Annotated in this window: 15 protein-coding genes; all 15 read right to left on the reverse strand. The window is 61.9% G+C overall.

All coding sequences use genetic code 11. The features are described 5' to 3' along the window. Positions 1-8: 8 nt before the first annotated feature. The 15 genes from J2858_RS07360 to J2858_RS07430 all read right to left on the reverse strand — a co-directional run bounded on the left by J2858_RS07360 (position 9) and on the right by J2858_RS07430 (position 18,674). Entirely contained in the window at positions 9-1,172 is a 1,164-nt protein-coding gene (locus J2858_RS07360; protein ID WP_245365564.1) for a dihydrodipicolinate synthase family protein, read from the reverse strand. Positions 1,173-1,182: 10 nt separating this feature from the next. Beyond that, positions 1,183-1,500 carry a Dabb family protein gene (locus J2858_RS07365; RefSeq protein WP_245365565.1) on the reverse strand — a complete coding sequence of 106 codons (318 nt, stop codon included), beginning with the start codon at positions 1,498-1,500 and terminating at the stop codon, positions 1,183-1,185. Between the two features lie 13 nt (positions 1,501-1,513). Continuing rightward, positions 1,514-3,100, reverse strand: coding sequence for a GMC family oxidoreductase (locus tag J2858_RS07370; protein WP_210104038.1), 1,587 nt, complete (start codon positions 3,098-3,100; stop codon positions 1,514-1,516). 73 nt (positions 3,101-3,173) lie between these two features. After that, positions 3,174-3,932 carry a 3-ketoacyl-ACP reductase gene (locus J2858_RS07375; RefSeq protein WP_210104039.1) on the reverse strand — a complete coding sequence of 253 codons (759 nt, stop codon included), beginning with the start codon at positions 3,930-3,932 and terminating at the stop codon, positions 3,174-3,176. Next, a complete protein-coding gene (locus tag J2858_RS07380; protein ID WP_210104040.1) occupies positions 3,929-5,440 on the reverse strand; it encodes an FAD-dependent oxidoreductase in 1,512 nt (503 codons plus the stop codon). Before J2858_RS07380 ends, J2858_RS07375 begins: the two co-directional genes overlap by 4 nt. Then, entirely contained in the window at positions 5,437-6,549 is a 1,113-nt protein-coding gene (locus J2858_RS07385) for an ABC transporter ATP-binding protein (RefSeq protein ID WP_210104041.1), read from the reverse strand. The genes J2858_RS07380 and J2858_RS07385 overlap by 4 nt, the downstream gene beginning before the upstream one ends. Positions 6,550-6,554: 5 nt before the next feature. After that, positions 6,555-7,433: a carbohydrate ABC transporter permease gene (locus tag J2858_RS07390; RefSeq protein ID WP_210104174.1), complete on the reverse strand. Its 879-nt coding sequence runs from the start codon at positions 7,431-7,433 to the stop codon at positions 6,555-6,557. Continuing rightward, a complete protein-coding gene (locus J2858_RS07395; protein ID WP_210104042.1) occupies positions 7,433-8,326 on the reverse strand; it encodes a carbohydrate ABC transporter permease in 894 nt (297 codons plus the stop codon). Before J2858_RS07395 ends, J2858_RS07390 begins: the two co-directional genes overlap by 1 nt. Positions 8,327-8,433: 107 nt before the next feature. Further along, positions 8,434-9,687: an ABC transporter substrate-binding protein gene (locus tag J2858_RS07400; RefSeq protein WP_210104043.1), complete on the reverse strand. Its 1,254-nt coding sequence runs from the start codon at positions 9,685-9,687 to the stop codon at positions 8,434-8,436. A 54-nt stretch (positions 9,688-9,741) separates the two neighbouring features. Then, positions 9,742-11,265 (reverse strand): aldehyde dehydrogenase family protein, encoded by a 1,524-nt coding sequence (locus J2858_RS07405; RefSeq protein ID WP_210104044.1) that lies wholly within the window; start codon positions 11,263-11,265, stop codon positions 9,742-9,744. Between the two features lie 2 nt (positions 11,266-11,267). After that, on the reverse strand, positions 11,268-12,035 hold the full coding sequence (locus tag J2858_RS07410; protein WP_210104045.1) for an enoyl-CoA hydratase/isomerase family protein: 768 nt from the start codon (positions 12,033-12,035) through the stop codon (positions 11,268-11,270). Beyond that, complete coding sequence (locus J2858_RS07415) at positions 12,032-13,603, reverse strand: acyl CoA:acetate/3-ketoacid CoA transferase (RefSeq protein WP_210104046.1); 1,572 nt, start codon at positions 13,601-13,603, stop codon at positions 12,032-12,034. The genes J2858_RS07410 and J2858_RS07415 overlap by 4 nt, the downstream gene beginning before the upstream one ends. After that, complete coding sequence (locus tag J2858_RS07420) at positions 13,600-14,604, reverse strand: Gfo/Idh/MocA family protein (RefSeq protein WP_210104047.1); 1,005 nt, start codon at positions 14,602-14,604, stop codon at positions 13,600-13,602. Before J2858_RS07420 ends, J2858_RS07415 begins: the two co-directional genes overlap by 4 nt. 375 nt (positions 14,605-14,979) lie before the next feature. Next, on the reverse strand, positions 14,980-16,539 hold the full coding sequence (locus J2858_RS07425; protein WP_210104048.1) for a putative bifunctional diguanylate cyclase/phosphodiesterase: 1,560 nt from the start codon (positions 16,537-16,539) through the stop codon (positions 14,980-14,982). Between the two features lie 164 nt (positions 16,540-16,703). Continuing rightward, entirely contained in the window at positions 16,704-18,674 is a 1,971-nt protein-coding gene (locus tag J2858_RS07430) for a putative bifunctional diguanylate cyclase/phosphodiesterase (protein WP_210104049.1), read from the reverse strand. Between the last annotated feature and the right edge of the window lie 157 nt (positions 18,675-18,831).

Here is an 18,831-nt window from a genome sequence, read left to right on the forward strand (position 1 = left end):
AGCGGACCCTATTCGATTCCGTGGAGCGCAAGCAAGGTTCGCATCCTGTGGACGGCGAGATCCGGCCTAATGAGAAGCCCCGCCTGATCCGCCAGCCGGAAGACCTGTGCATAATGGGTTATGTCGCGGCTCGATTGGAACCCGGCCGGCATGATGAAATGCGTCTGGTATCCGTTGAGCCAGGACAGAAACGCGATCCCCGCCTTGTAGAAGCGCGTCGGCGCGCGAAAAATCTCACGGCTGAGCGGCACGGTGGGCGCGAAAAGCCTGTGATAGGTCTCCCTGTCGCCTTCAGCCAGCGCCTCAAGTGCCTGGCTTGCCGCCGGCGCGATGGCGGCGAAAATACCGAGCAGCGCATGCGAATAATGCTCGCCATCGCCTTCGATCAGCGCCGCATAGTTAAAGTCGTCGCCGGTATAGAGCCGCACACCGGCGGGAAGCCGCCCCCGGAAAGCTTCCTCATGCGCCTGATCGAGCAGCGAGATCTTGATACCATCGACCTTTGCCGGATTTTCCGCGATCAGGTCGAGCACGAAGTCACTCGCTTGCCCCACATCCGTCGTGCCCCAGTAACCGGAAAGCGCCGGATCGAACATGTCGCCGAGCCAGTGCAGGATGACGGGCTCGGCCGCGCCATCGATCAGCCGGCGATAGACCTTGCGGTAGAGGCCGCGGTCTGCCTTGATGGCCGTAAAGCCGCGCGAGGCCATGAGGATCAGTTGCCCGCCGGCCGCCTCGATGGCCGAGGCTTGCGTTTCGTAAGCCGCAAGGATCGCGTCAGAGTCCTTGAGATCGGCAAGCGCGATATGATCGGTGCCGGCACCGCAGGCAACGCGCGGCTTTAGCGGATGGGCTTTTGCAGCCGGCATGGTCCGCTCGATCAACTCCTTCGCTGTCAGCCAGTCGACGCCCATGCCGCGCTGCGCCGTGTCCATGGCTTCGGCAAGGCCAAGCCCCTGATCCCAGAGACCCTTCCGGAAGGCGAGCGTCGCGTCCCAATCGACGGCGGGGCGGGTGTCCCAGGGATTGCGCTCACGCAAGGGATCGGAAACGACGTGCGCTGCTGCGAACGCGGTACGGGTCAGCGCGATGCGCGGCGCGCGGGGCACGAGCGGCGTTCCGGTGAGCGAATAGGCTTCGAGCGTGTGATCGGCTTTCGGCAGTTTCAGCATGGAAGCGCTCCTATTCGTTGACCGGAAGATCGAAGACGAGAATGCCGTCGAGCCCGCCTTGCGCATGGGCGACAAGCTTCGCGCCAAGCGCCTTGTGGTCGGGATGGGTCTGGTAGGCTTCGAGCGCCTCCCAGCCGTCGAAATCGACGACGAAGCCGTGCAAGTAGCCGCGCTCGATCTTTTCCGGGCTTTCGCTGCGCCCGGATGTGATGGCGAGCACGCCGGAAATCTTGGTGCGGATCTCCTCAAGCTCGGCGAACAGGGCGGCGAACTGGGCTTCGGTCACTTCCGTGCGAAAGCGGATGAGGACGATATGGCGGATCATCATGAGCGGTTTCCTCTCAGAGGCCATGCGCGGCGCGGATCATGTCGGCAGCCTTTTCCGCAATCATGATCGTCGGCGCATTCGTGTTGGAGGAGACCAGCGTCGGCATGATAGAGGCATCGACGACGCGTAAGCGCTTAATGCCGTTGAAACGCAGCTGCGGATCGACGACGGCGGCCGGATCAGGGCCCATGCGGCAGGTGCCGGCGGGGTGATGGTCGGTCTTGGCGTGGCGGCAGGCATAGTTGAAGTAATCTTCATCCGTCCGCACGTCCGGCCCCGGCAGGCGTTCCGCCTTCACATAGGGCTTCAGCGCATCCTGCCGCATGATCTCCTGCGCAAGCTTCAGGCCCTTGATCGACATCTCGCGATCATAGGGATCGGCCCAGTAATTCGGATCGATCAGCGGCGCGGCCAGCGGATCGGAGGAGGCAAGGCGCACGGTGCCGCGCGAGCGGGGGCGCAGATAGGCGGAATTCAGCGTCACGCCGCCATTTTCCATGGCGGTCACGCCTGCCTCGATGCCGGAGCCGAGGCCGAGATGGAACTGGATATCCGGCGAGCGGGCCTCCGGATCGGCATACCAGAAACCGCCCGTCTCGAAGAGGCTGGAGGCCACCGGCCCCTTTTTCTGCAACAGATATTGCAGGCCGGCGAGCACCGACAGATGCGGCTTGGCATAGCGGTCATAGGTATGCGGCCCTGTGCATTCGGCAATGACGAAGAGATCGACATGGTCCTGCAGGTTGGAGCCGACGCCCGGCTGGTCGTAGACGACGGGAAGCCCCAGAGAGCGCAGGTGATCCGCCGGACCGATGCCGGAGAGTATCAGCAGGCGCGGGCTGCCGATGGCACCCGACGACAGGATGACCTCGACATCGGCGCGGATCGTCCCCTCGCCAGCCACCTCGACGCCCACCGCCTTGCCGTTCTCGACGAGCACGCGCAGGATCTGGGCGCCGGTCCTGATTGTCAGGTTCGGCCGGCTGCGGGCCGGGTTCAGATAAGCGACCGAGGCTGAGGAGCGACGGACGTTGCGCTGGGTCAGCAGGTAATAGCCGACGCCATCCTGCTTCTCGCCGGTCATGTCTTCGTTGGTCGGAATGCCGAGCTGGCCTGCGGCCCTGAAATAGGCCTCGCAGATCGGCAGCGGGGCTGCCGGTTTGCTGACGCCGAGCGGGCCGCCCTTGCCGTGATAGCGGTTGTCATAGGTGTCGTTGTCTTCCGCCTTGCGGAAATAGAGCAGCACGTCCTCGTAAGCCCAGCCCTCGCAGCCCATCTGCCGCCAGTCGTCATAGTCGAGCGCATTGCCGCGCGTGTAGATCTGCGCATTGATGGTCGAGCCGCCGCCCAGAACCTTGGCCTGGGTGTAGCGGATGACCATGTTGTTCATGTGCTTCTGCGGTACGCTGTGCCAGCCCCAGCTGCCGATGCCCTTGGTCATTTTCGCAAAGCCCGCCGGCATGTGATAGAACGGATGCCAGTCGCGCCCGCCGGCCTCCAGGAGCAGCACGCGCGCCTTGGGATTTTCCGAAAGCCGCGCCGCCAGAACCGACCCGGCCGACCCGCCGCCGCAGATGATGAAATCGTAAGAGGTCTGCATTTTTGTCTTTAACTCCTACAAGCAATTCCAGCGAAAGCGGGAACCGGTTTCGCGTTTGGAATTGCGCAAAAATCTAGAGTCTCGGCAGCGAGAGGCCGCCGTCGACCGGGATCACGGCACCGGTTGCGAAACTGAATTGCCCGGTGGCGAGCGGCACGACGGTCGCGCCGATATCGCCCGGCTGTCCCCAGCGCGCCGCCGGCACGAGCCCGCGCTCGATCCGTGCGGTATATTTGTCCTTCACGCCCGCCGTCATGCCGGTCTCGATGATGCCGGGGCGAAGCTCGAAGACGCCGATCTGATGCGGGGCCAAACGCACCGCGAAAAGCTGCGCCATCATCGAGGCCGCCGATTTCGACATGCAGTATTCGGCGCGCTCGATGGAGATCATGTCGGCGCTCACGGAGGTGACGAAGAGCATGGAGCGATAGTGTTCGCTGACCGTTGTCAACATGTGCCGCGCCGCCGCTTGCGCCAGGAAGAAGGCGCCGCGCAGGTTGATGCCGAAGACGAAATCGAAGTTTTCGGGCAGCATCTCCAGCATGTCGCCGCGCACTTTCGCCGGCACGCCGGCATTGGAGACGAACGTGTCGATCGGCCCCAGGGCGCGGATGACATCAGCGATGCAGGCTTCCGCGCGGTTAATGTCACGCAGGTCATGCTGGAAATACCGCGCCTGGGAGCCCAGTGCCGCCAGCGCCTCGCCCACGACTTCCGCCTCCGGCGAGACTTCCGCCACGAGCGCCACCCGGAAACCCGCCGCGACCAAAGCCTCAACGATGCCGAAACCGATGCCCTGCTGGCCACCGGTGATGAGAGCAAGCGGGCTCATGCCGTGACCTCCGTTTCGAGAATATGTTTCGCCATGCGCAGCGAGAGTGCGGCAATCGTCAGTGCCGGGTTGACCGCCGCCGAGGTCGGCAGGACCGAGGCATCCGCGATGAAGAGATTACGGTGGTCATGGCTGCGGCCAAAGGAATTGACGACGCTGGAGGCCGGGTCCTTGCCCATCCGCGCCGTGCCACATTGATGTGATGGGGTGCGGCGGTCGAAGGGACGCGACATCACGACCGGATAGCCTGCCTTGCGCAAAAGCACCTTCAGCGTCTCGACCAGCTGCAGATGCGCCTCCCAGTTCGAGCGCTTCCAGTCGAGCACGATCTGGCCGTTGCGCAGCGTCACCCGGCTTTGCGGGTTCGGCAGGTCTTCCGACATGGCGTAGAGATCGACGGCGCGGGCTGCAATCCAGTCCGCAATCGGTCCGGGCAGCGGCGAGTTCGCCTTGAGGATCGTGCCGGTGATCTTGCCGAGAAGCTGGATATTGCCCAGCGGCTCGCCGTTCGGCCCGCCGGTGAGGTAAAAGTCATTGACCATCAGGGTCTTCTGATAGATCGACTTGTTCTTCCGGAAGGGATGCAGCGCCAGCACGGCCGAGCAATTGTGGTTCATGAAATTGCGGCCGACCTGATCGGAACTGTTGGCAAGCCCGTGCGGGTGGCGCTCACTGGCCGAGGCGAGCAGGATCGAGGCCGAGCGGACGGCACCCGCCGCCAGAACGATAACCGGCGCTTCGAGCATCTGCCGCTGCCCCGCCTCCAGAACCTCGACGCCGGTAATGCGCCCATCGGCCCCGGCGATCAGCCGCGTCACTTCACAGCCGGTTCGAAGCGTCACGTTCGGATGTTTCAGCGCCTCTTCCAGCCCCACCGTCTCGGCATCCATCTTGCCGCCGCAGGTGTTGGGATAGGCGTCCCAGGTCGTCTGGCCGGCCTTCAGCCAGCGCTCGATATCGACACCGAGCGGCAGCGAAGCCGGGTGCAAGCCGACGCGCTTGAGGCGCTGGCGCAGATCGGCAATCGAGGCTTCGTCGCGGACCGGCGGATAGGGGTAGGTGCCGGAGTGATGCGGTTCGGTTGGGTCGTCGCCGAGTTCGCCGCGCACGCGATAGAGCGTTTCGGCCTGCTGATAGAAGGGTTCGATCTCGTCATAGGAGAGCGGCCAGCCGGGCGTCATGCCGCCCATGTGGCGGAGCGGACTGAAATCCTCCCTGCGATAGCGGATCAGCACAGCGCCGTAGAATTTCGAATTGCCGCCGACATTGTAATAGTTGCCGGGGTTGAACGGCTTTCCCTCCCCGTCCAGCCATTCCTCCTTCGGGCGGAAGTGGCCGCGGGCGAAGATCGAAGCTGCATCCCGATCGGCGGGAGAGGGTTGCAGCCGCTCGCCCTTTTCAAGGATCAGGATGCGGCGCCGGGAGGAAGCCAAGGGAGAGGCAAGCGCGGCGGCGAGCGTCGCGCCACCCATTCCAGAGCCGATGATGATGATGTCGTGTTCGCTCACGGCTTGATCCGCTCCTCGGATGCGGGATCGAAGGCAACCGCCTTCTCCATGTTGACGGCGAAGTCGAACCGCTGGCCGGCGCGGATATCGGTATCGGCGCGCATGCGCGCGATGACATCCTTGCCGGACAGCGACATGGTGACGAACGTGTCAGAGCCCGCCGGCTCGGTCACGATGACCTCGTTGACGAGCGGTACGATATTGTTGGACTTGCGGTCCGCCCCTTCCGGATCGGTGATCGCTTCCGGGCGGATGCCGAGAAGGATTTCGCGGCCATCCCAGGCGGCGAGGTTCTGCTGGCTGAAGCGCAGGTGCTGTGCCGCGCCCTTGGCATCCTTCACCTCGGCATAGGGCATGCCCTCCTTCACGACGACTTTCGCGGAAATGACGTTCATTGCCGGGCTGCCCATGAAGGTGGCGACGAAGACATTGGCTGGCGTGTCGTAGATTTCCTTCGGCGTGCCGAGCTGCTGGATATAGCCCTTGTACATGACGGCGATGCGGGTCGAGAGCGTCATCGCCTCGATCTGGTCATGCGTCACATAGACGATGGTCGTCTTCAGCTTTTCATGCAGCTTCTTGATCTCGGTGCGCATGTCGACGCGCAGCTTCGCGTCGAGGTTCGACAGCGGCTCATCGAAGAGGAAGACGTCCGGATCGCGCACCAGCGCCCGCCCCATGGCGACGCGCTGGCGCTGGCCGCCGGAGAGCTGGCCGGGCTTGCGGTCGAGCAGATGGTCGATCTGGAGGAGCTTCGCCACATCGCCCAGCGCCTTGTCGCGCTCCGGCTTCGGCACCCCGTGCATTTCAAGGCCGAAGGTGATGTTCTGCGCCACGGTCATGTTGGGATAGAGCGCATAACTCTGGAACACCATGGCGATGTTGCGCTTGGACGGGTGCACGCCGTTGATCACGCGGCCCTTGATCGAGATATTGCCGGACGAGATCCCCTCAAGCCCCGCGATCATGCCGAGCAGGGTAGACTTGCCGCAGCCGGACGGGCCGACGAGAACCAGAAACTCGCCCTCCTCGATGGATATATCGACGCGATGCAGCACTTCCAGCTTGCCATAGGACTTGGTGACGTTTGCGATGTCGAGAAAGCCCATGGTTCTTATCCTTTGACAGAGCCCGCCATCAGGCCGCGCACGAAATAGCGCCCGGCGACGATGTAGACGAAGAGAGTGGGAAGGGCGGCGATGATCGCGCCTGCGAAATGGACGTTATATTCCTTCACGCCCGTGGAGGACTGAACGAGGTTGTTGAGCGCTGCCGTCATCGGCTGGCTGGTGCCGCCGAAGGAGACACCGAAGAGAAAGTCGTTCCAGATATTGGTGAACTGCCAGATGACGGAGACGACGGTGATCGGTCCGGAGATCGGCAAGAGAATGCGCCAGAAGATGCGAAAGAAGCCCGCCCCGTCGATCTGCGCCGCCCGCACCAGTTCGGTCGGGAACGTGGCGTAGTAATTGCGATAGTAGAGCGTCGTGAACCCGATGCCGTAGACGACATGGACGAGCACGAGGCCGGGCACTGTGCCTGCGAGGCCGAGCTTGCCGAGCACCATCGCCATCGGGATCAGCACGATCTGGAACGGGATGAAGCAGGAAAACAGCATCAGCCCGAAGACGATCGTGTCGAAGCGGAAGCGCCATTTGGTCAGCACATAGCCGTTCAGCGCGCCGATCACCGTCGAGATCGCCACAGCCGGCACGACCATCAGGATCGAGTTGAGGAAATACGGCTCAAGACCCGTCGGCGAAACGCCGATCTGCGCCGTGGACCAGGCGGATTTCCAGGCCTCCAGCGTCCAGGTCTCAGGCAGCGCCATCATGTTGCCGCCGGTGACCTCCGAGAGCGGCTTCAGCGAGTTCACCACCATCACATAAAGCGGCAGCAGATAGAACAGCGCGAAAAGCAGGAGCAGGAGATAGATGAAGGTGCGGGCGATCTGGCCTGTATTGACGGCGGTATCCTGGCTGACGGCGGACATCATTGCTTCTCCTTCAGCTCGGCATAGAGATAGGGAACCATGATGGCGGCGATCGTCATCAGCATGATCACGGCGGATGCTGCGCCGATGCCCATCTGGTTGCGGGTGAATGTGTAGGAATACATGAAGGTCGCCGGCATTTCGGTCGCCCGCCCCGGTCCGCCGCCCGTCAGCGCGATCACGAGGTCATAGGACTTGATGGCGAGGTGGCTCAAAATGACGAAGGACGAGAGAAAGGCCGGACGCAGCATGGGGATGACGATGCGGCGATAAAGCTGGAAGCTCGAGGCGCCATCGATCTGCGCCGCTTTCAGGATCTCGTTGTCGATGCCGCGAAGGCCGGCGAGAAACATGGCCATCACAAAGCCGCTGGTCTGCCAGACGGCGGCGATGACGATCGTGTAGATCGCCATGTTGTTGTCCTTGATCCAGGTGAAGGAAAAGCTCTCCCAGCCCCAGAGCTGCATGACATGTTCGAGCCCGATGCCCGGATCGAGAAACCATTTCCACGCCGTGCCAGTGACGATGAAGGAGAGCGCCATCGGGTAGAGATAGATCGGGCGCAGTACGCCCTCGCCGCGGATCTTCTGGTCGAGAAAGATCGCCAGCATAAGCCCAAGCACGGTGCAGATGACGATGTAGAGGCTCGCAAAAATGCCGATATTGACGATGGCGATGTGCCAGTTTTCGAGCGCCCAGAGCTTGCGATAGTTCTCCCAGCCGATGAGCGTATAGTTCGGCAGCATCTTGGAGCCGGTGAACGACAGGAAGACGGTGAAGAGAATGAAGCCGTAGACGAAGAGCAGCGTCACCGCGAAGGACGGCGCCAGCACGATCTTGGGCAGCCAGTCCTGTATGCGCGTGCGAAGATCGGCCTCTGCTGAGCTGGCCATGTCAGGTCTCCCATGAATGTCGTTTTACCGGCCGGCCGGATGTCTCCGGGCCAGGTGGGCAAAGATCAAGGGCGGCCGAGGCGCCGCCCTCTCCTTGCGTTCAAGGCCTACTTGGCCGCAGCAACCGCGTCGGCCAGCGCCTTTGCGGCGTCCTTGCCGGTCTTGAAACCGCCGTTGAAAGCCTTGGTCACGACATCATAGACAGCGCTCTTCACCGCAGCAGGTGCGGCATGGCCATGGGCCATGGAGCCGAACAGCGTGCCCTTCGAATTGGCTTCGGCGAGATCCTTGATGCCCTTCTTGCCGCAATCGTCGAAGGCGGTGTCCGGCACGTCGGTGCGGGCCGGAACGGAACCCTTCACCACGTTGAAGGCCGACTGGAACTTCGGGCTTTCGATGGAAGACGCCATTTCCACCTGCGCCTTGATCTTGTCGTCGCCCTTCACGTTAAACATCGCGAACTGGTCGGAGTTGAAGGTGACGGCGCCCTGCGTTCCGGGAAAGCGGATGCAGACGAAGTCCGTGCCCGGTTTCTGGCCGGCTTTCAGGAACTCGCCCTTTGCCCAGTCACCCATGATCTGCATGCCGGCCTTGCCGTTGATGACCATGGCAGACGCCAGATTCCAGTCACGGCCGGAGAAGTTGTCGTCCACATAGGTGCGCAGCTTCAGGAGCCGGGTGAAGGCTTCCGCCATCTTGTCGCCGCCGAGCGTCGCCGGGTCGAGATCGACAAAGGCTTTCTTGTAGAAATCCGTGCCTTCGGACAGCACCACGCCGTCGAAGATCGTGGCTTCCTGCCAGGGCTGGCCGCCATGGGCGAGCGGCGTGATGCCATTGGCCTTCATCTTGTCGAGAACGGCGATCAGCTGATCCCAGTTTTCCGGAGCCTTGAGGCCGGTCTTGTCCAGCGCTGCCTTGCTGATCCAGATCCAGTTGGTCGAATGCACGTTGACCGGCGCTGCAATCCAGTGGCCGTCATACTTGGAGAACTTCTGCAGTGCTGCCGGCACGACCTTGTCCCAGCCCTCCTTGGAGGCCACGCCATCGAGATTGCCGAGCGCGCCCTGCTGGGCCCAGTCGAGAATGTCGAAACCGAGCATTTGTACGGCCGTCGGCGGGTTACCGGCCGTGACGCGGGCACGCAACGCCGTCATGGCAGCCTCCCCGCCGCCACCGGCGACCGGCATATCGACCCAGCCAATCCCCTTGGTCTTGAGGTCGTCCTTCAGCACGTTAAGCGCTGCCGCCTCGCCCCCCGAGGTCCACCAGTGCAGAACCTCGACATCGGTTGCATAAGAGAGTGTGGTGGTTGCTGCGAGCACGGCCGCACTGGCCAATGCCGTCTTGATAAAGCTACGCATGTACTCCTCCTCCTTGGTGATGCGTTGCGTGACTTCATGCCTTCCGTCAGCCGATCAGGTCGCCACCCAGTTCGGCCTCGTCCGGCCGATCCGCATGACGACAGTTTTGACCTCCAGAAATTCGTCGAGCCCGTAAGGCCCGATCTCGCGGCCCTGGCCGCTTTGCTTGAACCCGCCGAAGGTGAGTTCGGGGAAGCCGTCCATCCAGGTATTGGTCCAGACGGTTCCGGCCTGCACGCGGCGGGAAAATTCGAGACAGGTATGGACGTTCTCGCTCCAGACGCCGGCCGAGAGACCATAAGAGGCGTCGTTGACGAGATCGATCGCCTCTTCGAGCGTGCGGAAGGTCAGTACCGAGAGAACCGGGCCGAAGACTTCCTCGCGCGCGATCGGCATGTCGGACGTCACGCCGGTGACGACCGTCGGCTGGTAGAAGCGGCCCGGCAACTCGGCGATCGGCAGCGCCGCGCCGCCGAGCTGAACCTTCGCGCCCGCAGCAACGGCGGCGCGGACATAGCCGTCGATCTTCTCCTGATGCGCCGAAGAGATGATCGCGCCAACCTGCGTGTCAGGGTTCAGCGGATCGCCGAAGGCGACCTTCTTCGACAAGGCCACGACGCGGGCAACAAAGGCTTCGGCGATATCCTCATGCACGATCACCCGGCTGCCGGAATTGCAGCATTCGCCGGCATTGAAATAAACGCCGAAGGTCACGGCATCGGCGGCGGAGTCGAGATCGGCATCCGGGAAAATCACCTGTGGGTTCTTGCCGCCGAGTTCCAGCGCCACCTTCTTCAGCGTTCCCGATGCGGCCGCCATGATCGCCTTGCCGACCACCGTCGAGCCGGTGAAGGTCACCATGTCGACATGGGCGTGCTCCGCCATGACCTGCCCTACAGGCTGGCCAAAGCCGAGCACGATGTTGACGACGCCGGTGGGAAGGCCGGCCTCCACGAGGAGGTCGGCCAGCATGACCGTCGTCGAGGGCGTCATCTCGGACGGCTTGATGACGCAGGTGCAGCCGGCGGCGAGCGCGAAGGGGAGCTTCTGGCTCAGGATCCAGAAGGGAAAGTTCCACGGCGTGATGATCGAGACGACGCCGATCGGCTCCTTGAGCACGACGCCAAGCATCTGCTGCCCGAGCGAATTGTGGCTGTCGCCATGGAGCGTGCGGGCGAGCGAAGCAGCGTATCGCCAAAGATCGGCAGCGCCCGAAACCTCGCCCCGCGCCTGGGAGATCGGCTTGCCGCTTTCCAGCGTTTCGAGCATTGCCATGCGCTCGACATTCGCCTCGATCAGGTCGGCGACCTTGAGCAGCACGGTCGCCCGTTCCTTGCCCGAAATGCGGCTCCAGATGCCGGCGTCGAAGGCCTTGCGGGCGGCGGCGATGGCGCGCTCCGCATCCTCGCGCCCGCCCTTGGCCGAGCGGCTGACGACGACGCCATGCGAGGGCGAGACGCGCTCAAACGTTTCGCCATTGGCGCTGTCGCACCATGTGCCATCGATGAAATGGCGGCCTTCGAACGGGCTTGCCGGAAGCGCGATGCTGGCGGTGGTGATGATGGTCAGGTCATTCATGGTCATTGTCCGGAAAATGTGGGTTTGCGCTTTTCCCTGAAGGCGGCAACGCCTTCATTGCGGTCGTCACTGGCGGAAATGGCGGCGCTGCCCAGCGCCTCGATCATTGCGCCGGCATCTTCGTCTTTCGCGGCGTGGATCATGGATTTGGCGATCTCGACGGCGCGGGGCGAAAGTTCCGTCACGCGCGCGGCGATTGCTTCCGCGAGCGCCCGGACATCCTCACCTACCTCGGCGGCGAAGCCGAATTGCAGCGCCCGCTCGGCGCTGATCCGGCGGCCGAAGAGCGCCATTTCCTTCAGCACCGGCTCGGGCAGCAGCCGCGCCAGCCGCTGCGTGCCCGACCAGCCCGGCACGATGCCGACGGCGGCTTCGGGGAGTGCGATCGTCGCGCGAGGCGTCATCACGCGGATGTCGCAGGCGGAGGCCAGCTCCAGCCCGCCGCCGAAGGCGTGGCCGTTCAGCACGGCAATCGTCGGCTTGGAGAGCCGCGCCAGCCGGTCGAAGATGCGGTGGCCGCCGCGCACCCAGTGGCGGGCAAATTCGGCCGGCGTCAGATCGCCCCAGCCGTTGATATCGGCGCCCGAGCAGAAGGCCTTCTCGCCCTCGGCGGTGACGAGGACGCAGGCGATCTGCGCGTCTCGTTCGATCGTGTCGAGATGGGCGGCGAGCCGCGCCAGCATGTCGACCGTGAAGGCATTGAGCTTCGCCGGATTGTCCAACCGGATTTCCGCGATGCGGCCGCGAATGTCGAGATGCACGTCGCTCATGGCGTCCACCCCATGGGCTGATCGCCAAAGAGGCTTGCCGGCATGGTCGTGGCGTTTTCGGCAACGCGAACCCGACCCTGCGAGGCACCAACAATATCCGCCTGCGGGTCGATGCCCGGCATGATTTCGGTTGCGACCAGCCCGCCATCGCCAAGCCGCATGACGCAGCGCTCGGTGATATAGAGCACATCCTGTCCTTGTGCCCGCGCGCGGTTGCCGGAGAAGGTGACGTGTTCGACCCGTTCGACCATCTTGGTGAACTTGCCGGATTTTGCGACGCGAATGCCGCTGTCGCTCAGCACGATCTCCGCGCCCGCCTCGAACCAGCCGGAGAAGACGATCTTCTTCGCATGCGCCGTGATATCGACAAACCCGCCGCAGCCGGCTGTCAGATAGGGCTTCTTGCCGAGCTTGGAGACGTTCACATTGCCTTCGACATCGACCTCCAAGAAGGAGAGGAAGGAGACATCGAAGCCGGCGCCCTGAAAATAGATGAACTGCTGGGGCGAGGGCACATAGGCGTCCGCATTGGAGGCGCAGCCGAAGGCGAAATCAGTCAGCGGCATGCCGCCGACGGCCCCCTGTTCGATCGCCCAGGTGACAGCATCCGGATGGCCTTCTTCGAGCAGGATGCGCGGCACCTGCGCGCTGATGCCGAAGCCGAGATTGGCCGTCATGCCGCCCTTCAGCTCCATCGCCGCGCGCCGCGCAATGACCTTCTCGACGCCATGCTCCGCCAGTGTGAAGCTCGACCAGGGCTGCATGATCTGGCCGGAGATCGCCGGGTCGTAAGGCGTTTCGCAGGTCTGCTTCTGATGCGGATCGACAACGAGGAGATCGACGAGGTGGCCGGGCACGCGCACGTCATGTGGGCGCAGACTTCCCGCCGCCGTGGTGCGGCTGACCTGCGCGATCACGAGGCCGCCATGGTTACGCACGGTAATCGCCTGTTCCAGCCCACCGAGATAGGCGCCCTCATGCTCATAGGTGAGGTTGCCGCGCTCGTCCGCCGTCGTTGCGCGCAGGATGCAGACGTTCGGCACGATATTGGGAAAATGTAGCCAGGTTTCACCGCCGAATTCGACGCGCGACACGATGGGCTCGGCCGCGCCCTTCGCATTCATCGCACAGCCTTGGCGGATCGGATCGACGAAGGTTTCGAGGCCGACGCGGGTGAGAACGCCGGGACGGCGGGCGGCGGCCTCACGATGCATATCGAACATCACGCCCGACGGTACGTTATAGGCCGCAACCCGATCCTCGACGATCATCTTCCAGATTTCCGGCATCGGCAGGTTCGACGGGCCGGAGGGATAGGAGCCGGCAAGCACGCGGGTCAGCAGCCCGTCCTTGGCGATATGATCCATGCCCTTCACGCCATACATGTCACCGGCGGCAATCGGATGCAGCGTGGTGAGATTGCGCGGGAGGCCTTCCGCGTCGAAGCGCTCGCCCAGCGCCTTCAGCACCAGATCAGGACAGCCGAGTGCCGAGGACGAGGAGACGGTGACCACCGCGCCATCGGGAATGCGCGCAACGGCCTCTGCCGCGCTGACGACCTTGCTCACGTCGTGCCTCCATAATTGATTGTCACGCGCGCGCCCGTTTCCGCGGCCTCGCGCACCGCTGCGGCAACGGCCAGCGACTTCACGCCATCGATGCCGGTTGCAGCAGGCTGGCCCTCGCCCCGCACGGCGGCCTCGAATTCGGCGACGCCGGTGATGTAGAGATCATGCACATCGAAGGGGATCGCATGGCGGCCTGCGGCATCGACCAGCTCGATCTCGCCGACCGGCTTCTGGGTCATCACGCCGCTCGCGAAGATCGAGCCCTGCGTGCCGTGGACTTCGAGACCGCTGCCGGCGAAGGGATGGGTGAAGCTCTCGTGGCTCATGACCATCGCGCCGGATGGCATGGCCCAGACCGACATGGCGGAATCCTCAACGCCCTGCCCCATGCCAGAGCTTGTCGCCTGCGCCACGACCGAAATCGGGTCCTCGTCCAGCAGAAATCGCACGACATCGGCATCATGCACGGTGATATCGGGAATGACGCCGCCACCTTCTGCCACCGAATTGATGCGCCAGCCCTGCAGGTTTTCCGGCAGGTGCACGGCATGGAAAACGCGCACCGAAAGAACCTTGCCGACGCGACCCTCGCGGATCAGCGCGCGGACGGCGCGGTGGCTACCGGAGCAGCGCAGATGATGATTGGTCGCGAATGTCACGCCCGCCTCGCCGGCGGCGCGCACCATGGCGGCAGCATCGGCAACGGTCATGGCCAGCGGCTTTTCGCACAGCACATGCTTTCCGGCGGCAATGGCGGCAAGCGCCTGTGGCAGGTGCTTCTCGTTTGTCGTGGAAATGTAGACGGCCTCAATGGTCGGATCGGCCAGAGCTTCAGTGAGATCGGCGCCGTAGGCCGGAATGCCATGCTCGACGGCATAAGCCTCGGCACGATCCCGGGAGCCGCTGACAACACGTGCAACCTCGCCGCCCGCTTGGGCTCGGATCGCCCGGATCATGTGTTGCGACGCGATCGTACTCGCGCCCACAAGAGCCCACCTCATCCTTCCCTCCCCGAAAGCCGCCCTTATTGGATCGTTCCAATTACCATATGGAACGATCCAAATACGTCAAGTGGAAAAATAGCCTGACGACGCTCTATCAGCGCCTTCAAGCTGGCACCGGGATTACAAAATTGCCAATCGTAGTCCGGCCTCGGGCTGCTGACACCTGCCGCGTTTGCTCTGATGATCAATCCGTGACGTGCGGTGCACAGTCGGAATTATCCCAACAGCAAGCGCCGCTACCGCCCCGAGCAAACCAAAGCTGCTGGAGCGAGTTCAAAACTGGGTAAATTGGGGCAGGGTGACGAGGGGCCAGCCTCTTACCTGTTCCAGTTATCGTTCCCACGTTAACCAATCTCAGGCGGCTTTAGGCTGTCAAATTCGACGAAGGGCAGCGCCCGCCATGCTGTCATCGGTTTGCGAGGCTTTGAGTGTCTGGTCAACTGGCTGAGGCCTGCCGAGGAGGAACCCCTGGCCAATATCGCAGCCAAGATCCTGCAACAGGCGAAGCTGGCCCTCCTCCTCTATTCCCTCGGCAGTGATCTTCACGCCCAGACCACTCCCAAGCGAAATGATCGCCCGGACCACCTTCCCCTGCTTGTTGCTTTCTTCAAACGTTGCCACGAAGCTCTTATCGATCTTTATCTTGTCGAAGGGATAATTGGAGAGTTGCGAGAGGCTTGAGAAACCCGTTCCGAAGTCATCAAGGGCGATCTTGATCCCTTCCTGGGACAGCTCATTCAGCACATCCCGTGCCGTCTCCGGATCTGCGATGAGTGCTCCTTCCGTAACCTCGAGTTCCAGGCGGTGCACAGGCAAGCCAACCTCTTCGAGGACCTTGATGATCCGCAGCCTGAGCAAGCGATCATTCAGCTGGAGGGGAGAAAGATTGAACGACAGAATGGTGTGAGCCGGCCAGCCCAAGGCATCCCGGCACGCGATGCGGAACAACTGGTCCGTCAGTTGCACGATAAGGCCCGCGTTTTCTGCCAGGGGAATGAACTCAGACGGCGGAACGAACTCACCGGTCTCTCTCTCCCATCGCGCCAGTGCCTCATAACCAATAATTTCCCGCGTCTTGAGGTCGACGAGCGGCTGATAAAACGGACGGATCTCATTTCGCTTCATGGCTACCTTGAGATCGGCTTCCATCCGGAGCTTTCGGACCAGTTCCTCCTGCATCTCAGGGCGAAACCCCTGCACACAATTACGTCCGGCTTTCTTGGCCGCGTACATGGCGCTGTCGGAATAACGGATTGCTTCTCTTAAGGACTCACAGTCTTCCGGCACGCGCGCAAAACCAACGCTTGCGCCCAATTCGATGCTTGCTCCCTCAATCAGGATTGGCTTGCAGATGGCGCTGACAACCCTTCTGCCCAAGGCGGTCAGTTCCGGATTGTTGTTCCGCTCGATGACGACGATAAATTCGTCGCCGCCGAGGCGAAACACCTTGTCGTCCGCAAAGAGGCCGAGCAGGCGTTGCGCAATGACTTTAAGGGCAAGATCACCTTTTTCATGCCCGAGAAGATCGTTGATTTTCTTGAAGCCATCGAGATCGATGCTGTAGACCGCATACTTAGCTCCGACCGCAAGACTACTTCCGCGCGATACGACGGACTCCAGAAAGCGCCTATTTGGCAACTCCGTCAGCGGGTCGTGACAGGCGATCCAGTCGACATGTTCTTCGGCAGCCAGCCGCCGCTGAATTTCCTTCGACATGTCCTTGATACGCAAGATTGAGTAAATCAGGCCAAGCGACCCTGCCACATTCAGTGCAGTGAAGACCTCGTCAAGATCATAATCCTCATGCGAGCGAAACAATGCATCAAGGGCCTCATGTCCGTTGAACCAAAGGGCAAGGCCGTAGATGATTAAGAAGGCCGCAAGCCAGACAAGCAGTTCCCACTTTGCGCGGTTCCCATAGGCGGGGAGCATATCGACTTCCTGTGAACAAAGACAACGTCAAGCCCACCATAGCATATTAGATTGTTTAAATTTACACATACAGGAGGCAAAATTTTGCGTGCCGGAGCTTGTGGTCGGCCTCCTGTGTTCAGCAACTGCGTTGCTAGCCCACAGAATCCAAGCAGGCGAGGTTGCTAAGCTCTGCAGAGAGCGAAGCTTGACGGCTGTGTCTGGGAATTTGCGTGCGCCGACAGGAAATCAGCGATATCGTCTGCTTTCATCGGGCCGCTGAAGATATAGCCTTGGACCAGCCGAGCCCCGAGCGCCTTGAGGACTGCCAGTTCCTCAAGCGTTTCGACCCCTTCCACAACGCATTCCAGTTCCATATCCCGGCTGAGCGTGAGGAGTGATTTTACGATTTTATAGCTGGCAGGCTTTCGGTGTAAGTCGGTGACGAAGCTACGATCGATCTTGATCTTGGTGAGAGGAAGAGCGTGCAGTCGTGTCAGGCTGGAATAGCCGGTACCGAAATCGTCCAGAGAGACGCCGCAGCCCAGCCGCCGCAGCAACTCGACCGATTGTCTCACCTGCCCGAAGTCGTGAGCGAAGGCCGTTTCGGTGATCTCCAGGTCAAGCCGCCTCGGATCGAAACCGCTGTCCTTAATAATTGCGATAACGGAGGAAACGCCGTCCTGCGAGTTGAGATCATGAGCCGACAGATTAAAGGATAGCCGCAGGGAGGTCTCCCAACCGGTTGCGCAAGCAAGGGCCGTCTTCAGAAGTGGCCGGGTCAGCGCGCTCACGATACCGGCTCGCTCTGCGATTGAAAAAAATCTGTCGGGCGGCACCTCGCCGAGCACGCCGTTGCGCCAACGGGCCAATCCCTCAAAGCCTCGGACAAGTCCGCTGCGGATGTCGACGATGGGCTGGAACACGACCGAAAGCTCGTCTTCTATATCTGTTTGCTTGAGCAGATGCTGAATTCGGGCTTCTAGATTGATCTGCTGCTCGTGTTCTGCGTCAAACAGCACGGCGCCACCCCGCTGCGCCTTCTTGGCATGATAGAGTGCGTAATCCGCCCTGTCGAAAAGTTGCTCAAGCGTTGAGGCGAGAGTGGGAAAGACCGCAATCCCCATCGAGGCTGAAACATGCACCGTACCTTCGGCAAGATGGTAAGGTGCGCGCAGTTGTTCGGAAATGGCGTTGGCGTTTGCAACGAGTTGCGCATCCTCTGGTATCACCGGGGCCACGATGGCGAACTCGTCTCCGCCCAGCCTGAAAGCCCGGCTGGCCTTCAGGCTGGCGGTCAGTCGATGACCGACGCTGACCAGCAGCCGATCACCCACGGAATGGCCGTGGAGATCGTTCACCGGCTTGAAACCATCAAGATCGATGACGCCGAGGGCCAGCCGGGTCCCCGCCGCCCTCGCTTTCTCCAGTTCTGCTTCCAGATGGGTGAAAAACGCGCGCCGATTGGGCAGTTCCGTCAGACTGTCTTGATTGGCGAGCAAGAAGTTCTCGTTGCTGAGCGCCTCGGTACGCTGTTGGGAAACCACCATGCGCTCGAAATTGCGGTAATTGGTCGACAGGATCGACATCATGCCACCGCACACCAGGAACACGTTGATGGCGATGGCAATGAAGGTCGGCTGCTGCGAGGCCAGAAAAAAGATGATGAAGGCGCCGTTGACGATAAGCGTCACCGTGAGAGCAGCCGAGCGGACATGCATCAGACAGAAGATGCAGGAAATCACTGTGATCGCCATGTAGAAGGCGACGTGTGACTGTGTGTAGGCATCTCCGTAGGGAATGAGCAGAAATGACCAGAGCGTAAATGCCGTGGCAATTCCGACTGCGAGACGGTTCGTGCGCCGCAGCGCTGCATAGGCAACCTGCGGCTCAGGATCGAGGCCGCGCGTGCGCCACCAGAAGGCAATTCGGAGCGCACACCCTATCGTAAAGGCTAGGGGAATGCCGACGGTCAGCCAGACCGGCGCCAGTTTCAGATGCGTGATCGCCAGCGCCCACGTGCTCGATAGCAATATGAAATACATCATCGGCATCTGGCGCGTGAAGGCGCGGTACTGCGCTTTCAACAGGTCCGGATTGTCCGAACGGACGGAGATGAATTCCTGCAACTTCAATCTGGCGCTGATCATGTTCATCCAAGAGCTCCCACACCAGAGCACTAGCAAACCTGTCTTACGCCATCGAAAATGCACGCGGTAAATTAAGGAAAAACGTACTCAATCATTAGATGCAGGTTTCCTCTACGCACAATCATCCTTTCACAAGAAATCATCCGGTGTCGCCATGCTGGCC

The sequence above is a fragment of the Neorhizobium galegae genome, from assembly GCF_017877135.1.
GTDB classification, from domain to species: Bacteria; Pseudomonadota; Alphaproteobacteria; order Rhizobiales; family Rhizobiaceae; genus Neorhizobium; species Neorhizobium galegae_A.

Coding starts and splice junctions, on each gene's coding strand:
- J2858_RS07360 (WP_245365564.1), bottom strand. CDS start 1,172: ATGCTGAAACTGCCGAAAGCCGATCACACGCTCGAAGCCTATTCGCTC.
- J2858_RS07365 (WP_245365565.1), bottom strand. CDS start 1,500: ATGATGATCCGCCATATCGTCCTCATCCGCTTTCGCACGGAAGTGACC.
- J2858_RS07370 (WP_210104038.1), bottom strand. CDS start 3,100: ATGCAGACCTCTTACGATTTCATCATCTGCGGCGGCGGGTCGGCCGGG.
- J2858_RS07375 (WP_210104039.1), bottom strand. CDS start 3,932: ATGAGCCCGCTTGCTCTCATCACCGGTGGCCAGCAGGGCATCGGTTTC.
- J2858_RS07385 (WP_210104041.1), bottom strand. CDS start 6,549: ATGGGCTTTCTCGACATCGCAAACGTCACCAAGTCCTATGGCAAGCTG.
- J2858_RS07390 (WP_210104174.1), bottom strand. CDS start 7,433: ATGTCCGCCGTCAGCCAGGATACCGCCGTCAATACAGGCCAGATCGCC.
- J2858_RS07395 (WP_210104042.1), bottom strand. CDS start 8,326: ATGGCCAGCTCAGCAGAGGCCGATCTTCGCACGCGCATACAGGACTGG.
- J2858_RS07400 (WP_210104043.1), bottom strand. CDS start 9,687: ATGCGTAGCTTTATCAAGACGGCATTGGCCAGTGCGGCCGTGCTCGCA.
- J2858_RS07405 (WP_210104044.1), bottom strand. CDS start 11,265: ATGAATGACCTGACCATCATCACCACCGCCAGCATCGCGCTTCCGGCA.
- J2858_RS07410 (WP_210104045.1), bottom strand. CDS start 12,035: ATGAGCGACGTGCATCTCGACATTCGCGGCCGCATCGCGGAAATCCGG.
- J2858_RS07420 (WP_210104047.1), bottom strand. CDS start 14,604: ATGAGGTGGGCTCTTGTGGGCGCGAGTACGATCGCGTCGCAACACATG.
- J2858_RS07425 (WP_210104048.1), bottom strand. CDS start 16,539: ATGCTCCCCGCCTATGGGAACCGCGCAAAGTGGGAACTGCTTGTCTGG.
- J2858_RS07430 (WP_210104049.1), bottom strand. CDS start 18,674: ATGAACATGATCAGCGCCAGATTGAAGTTGCAGGAATTCATCTCCGTC.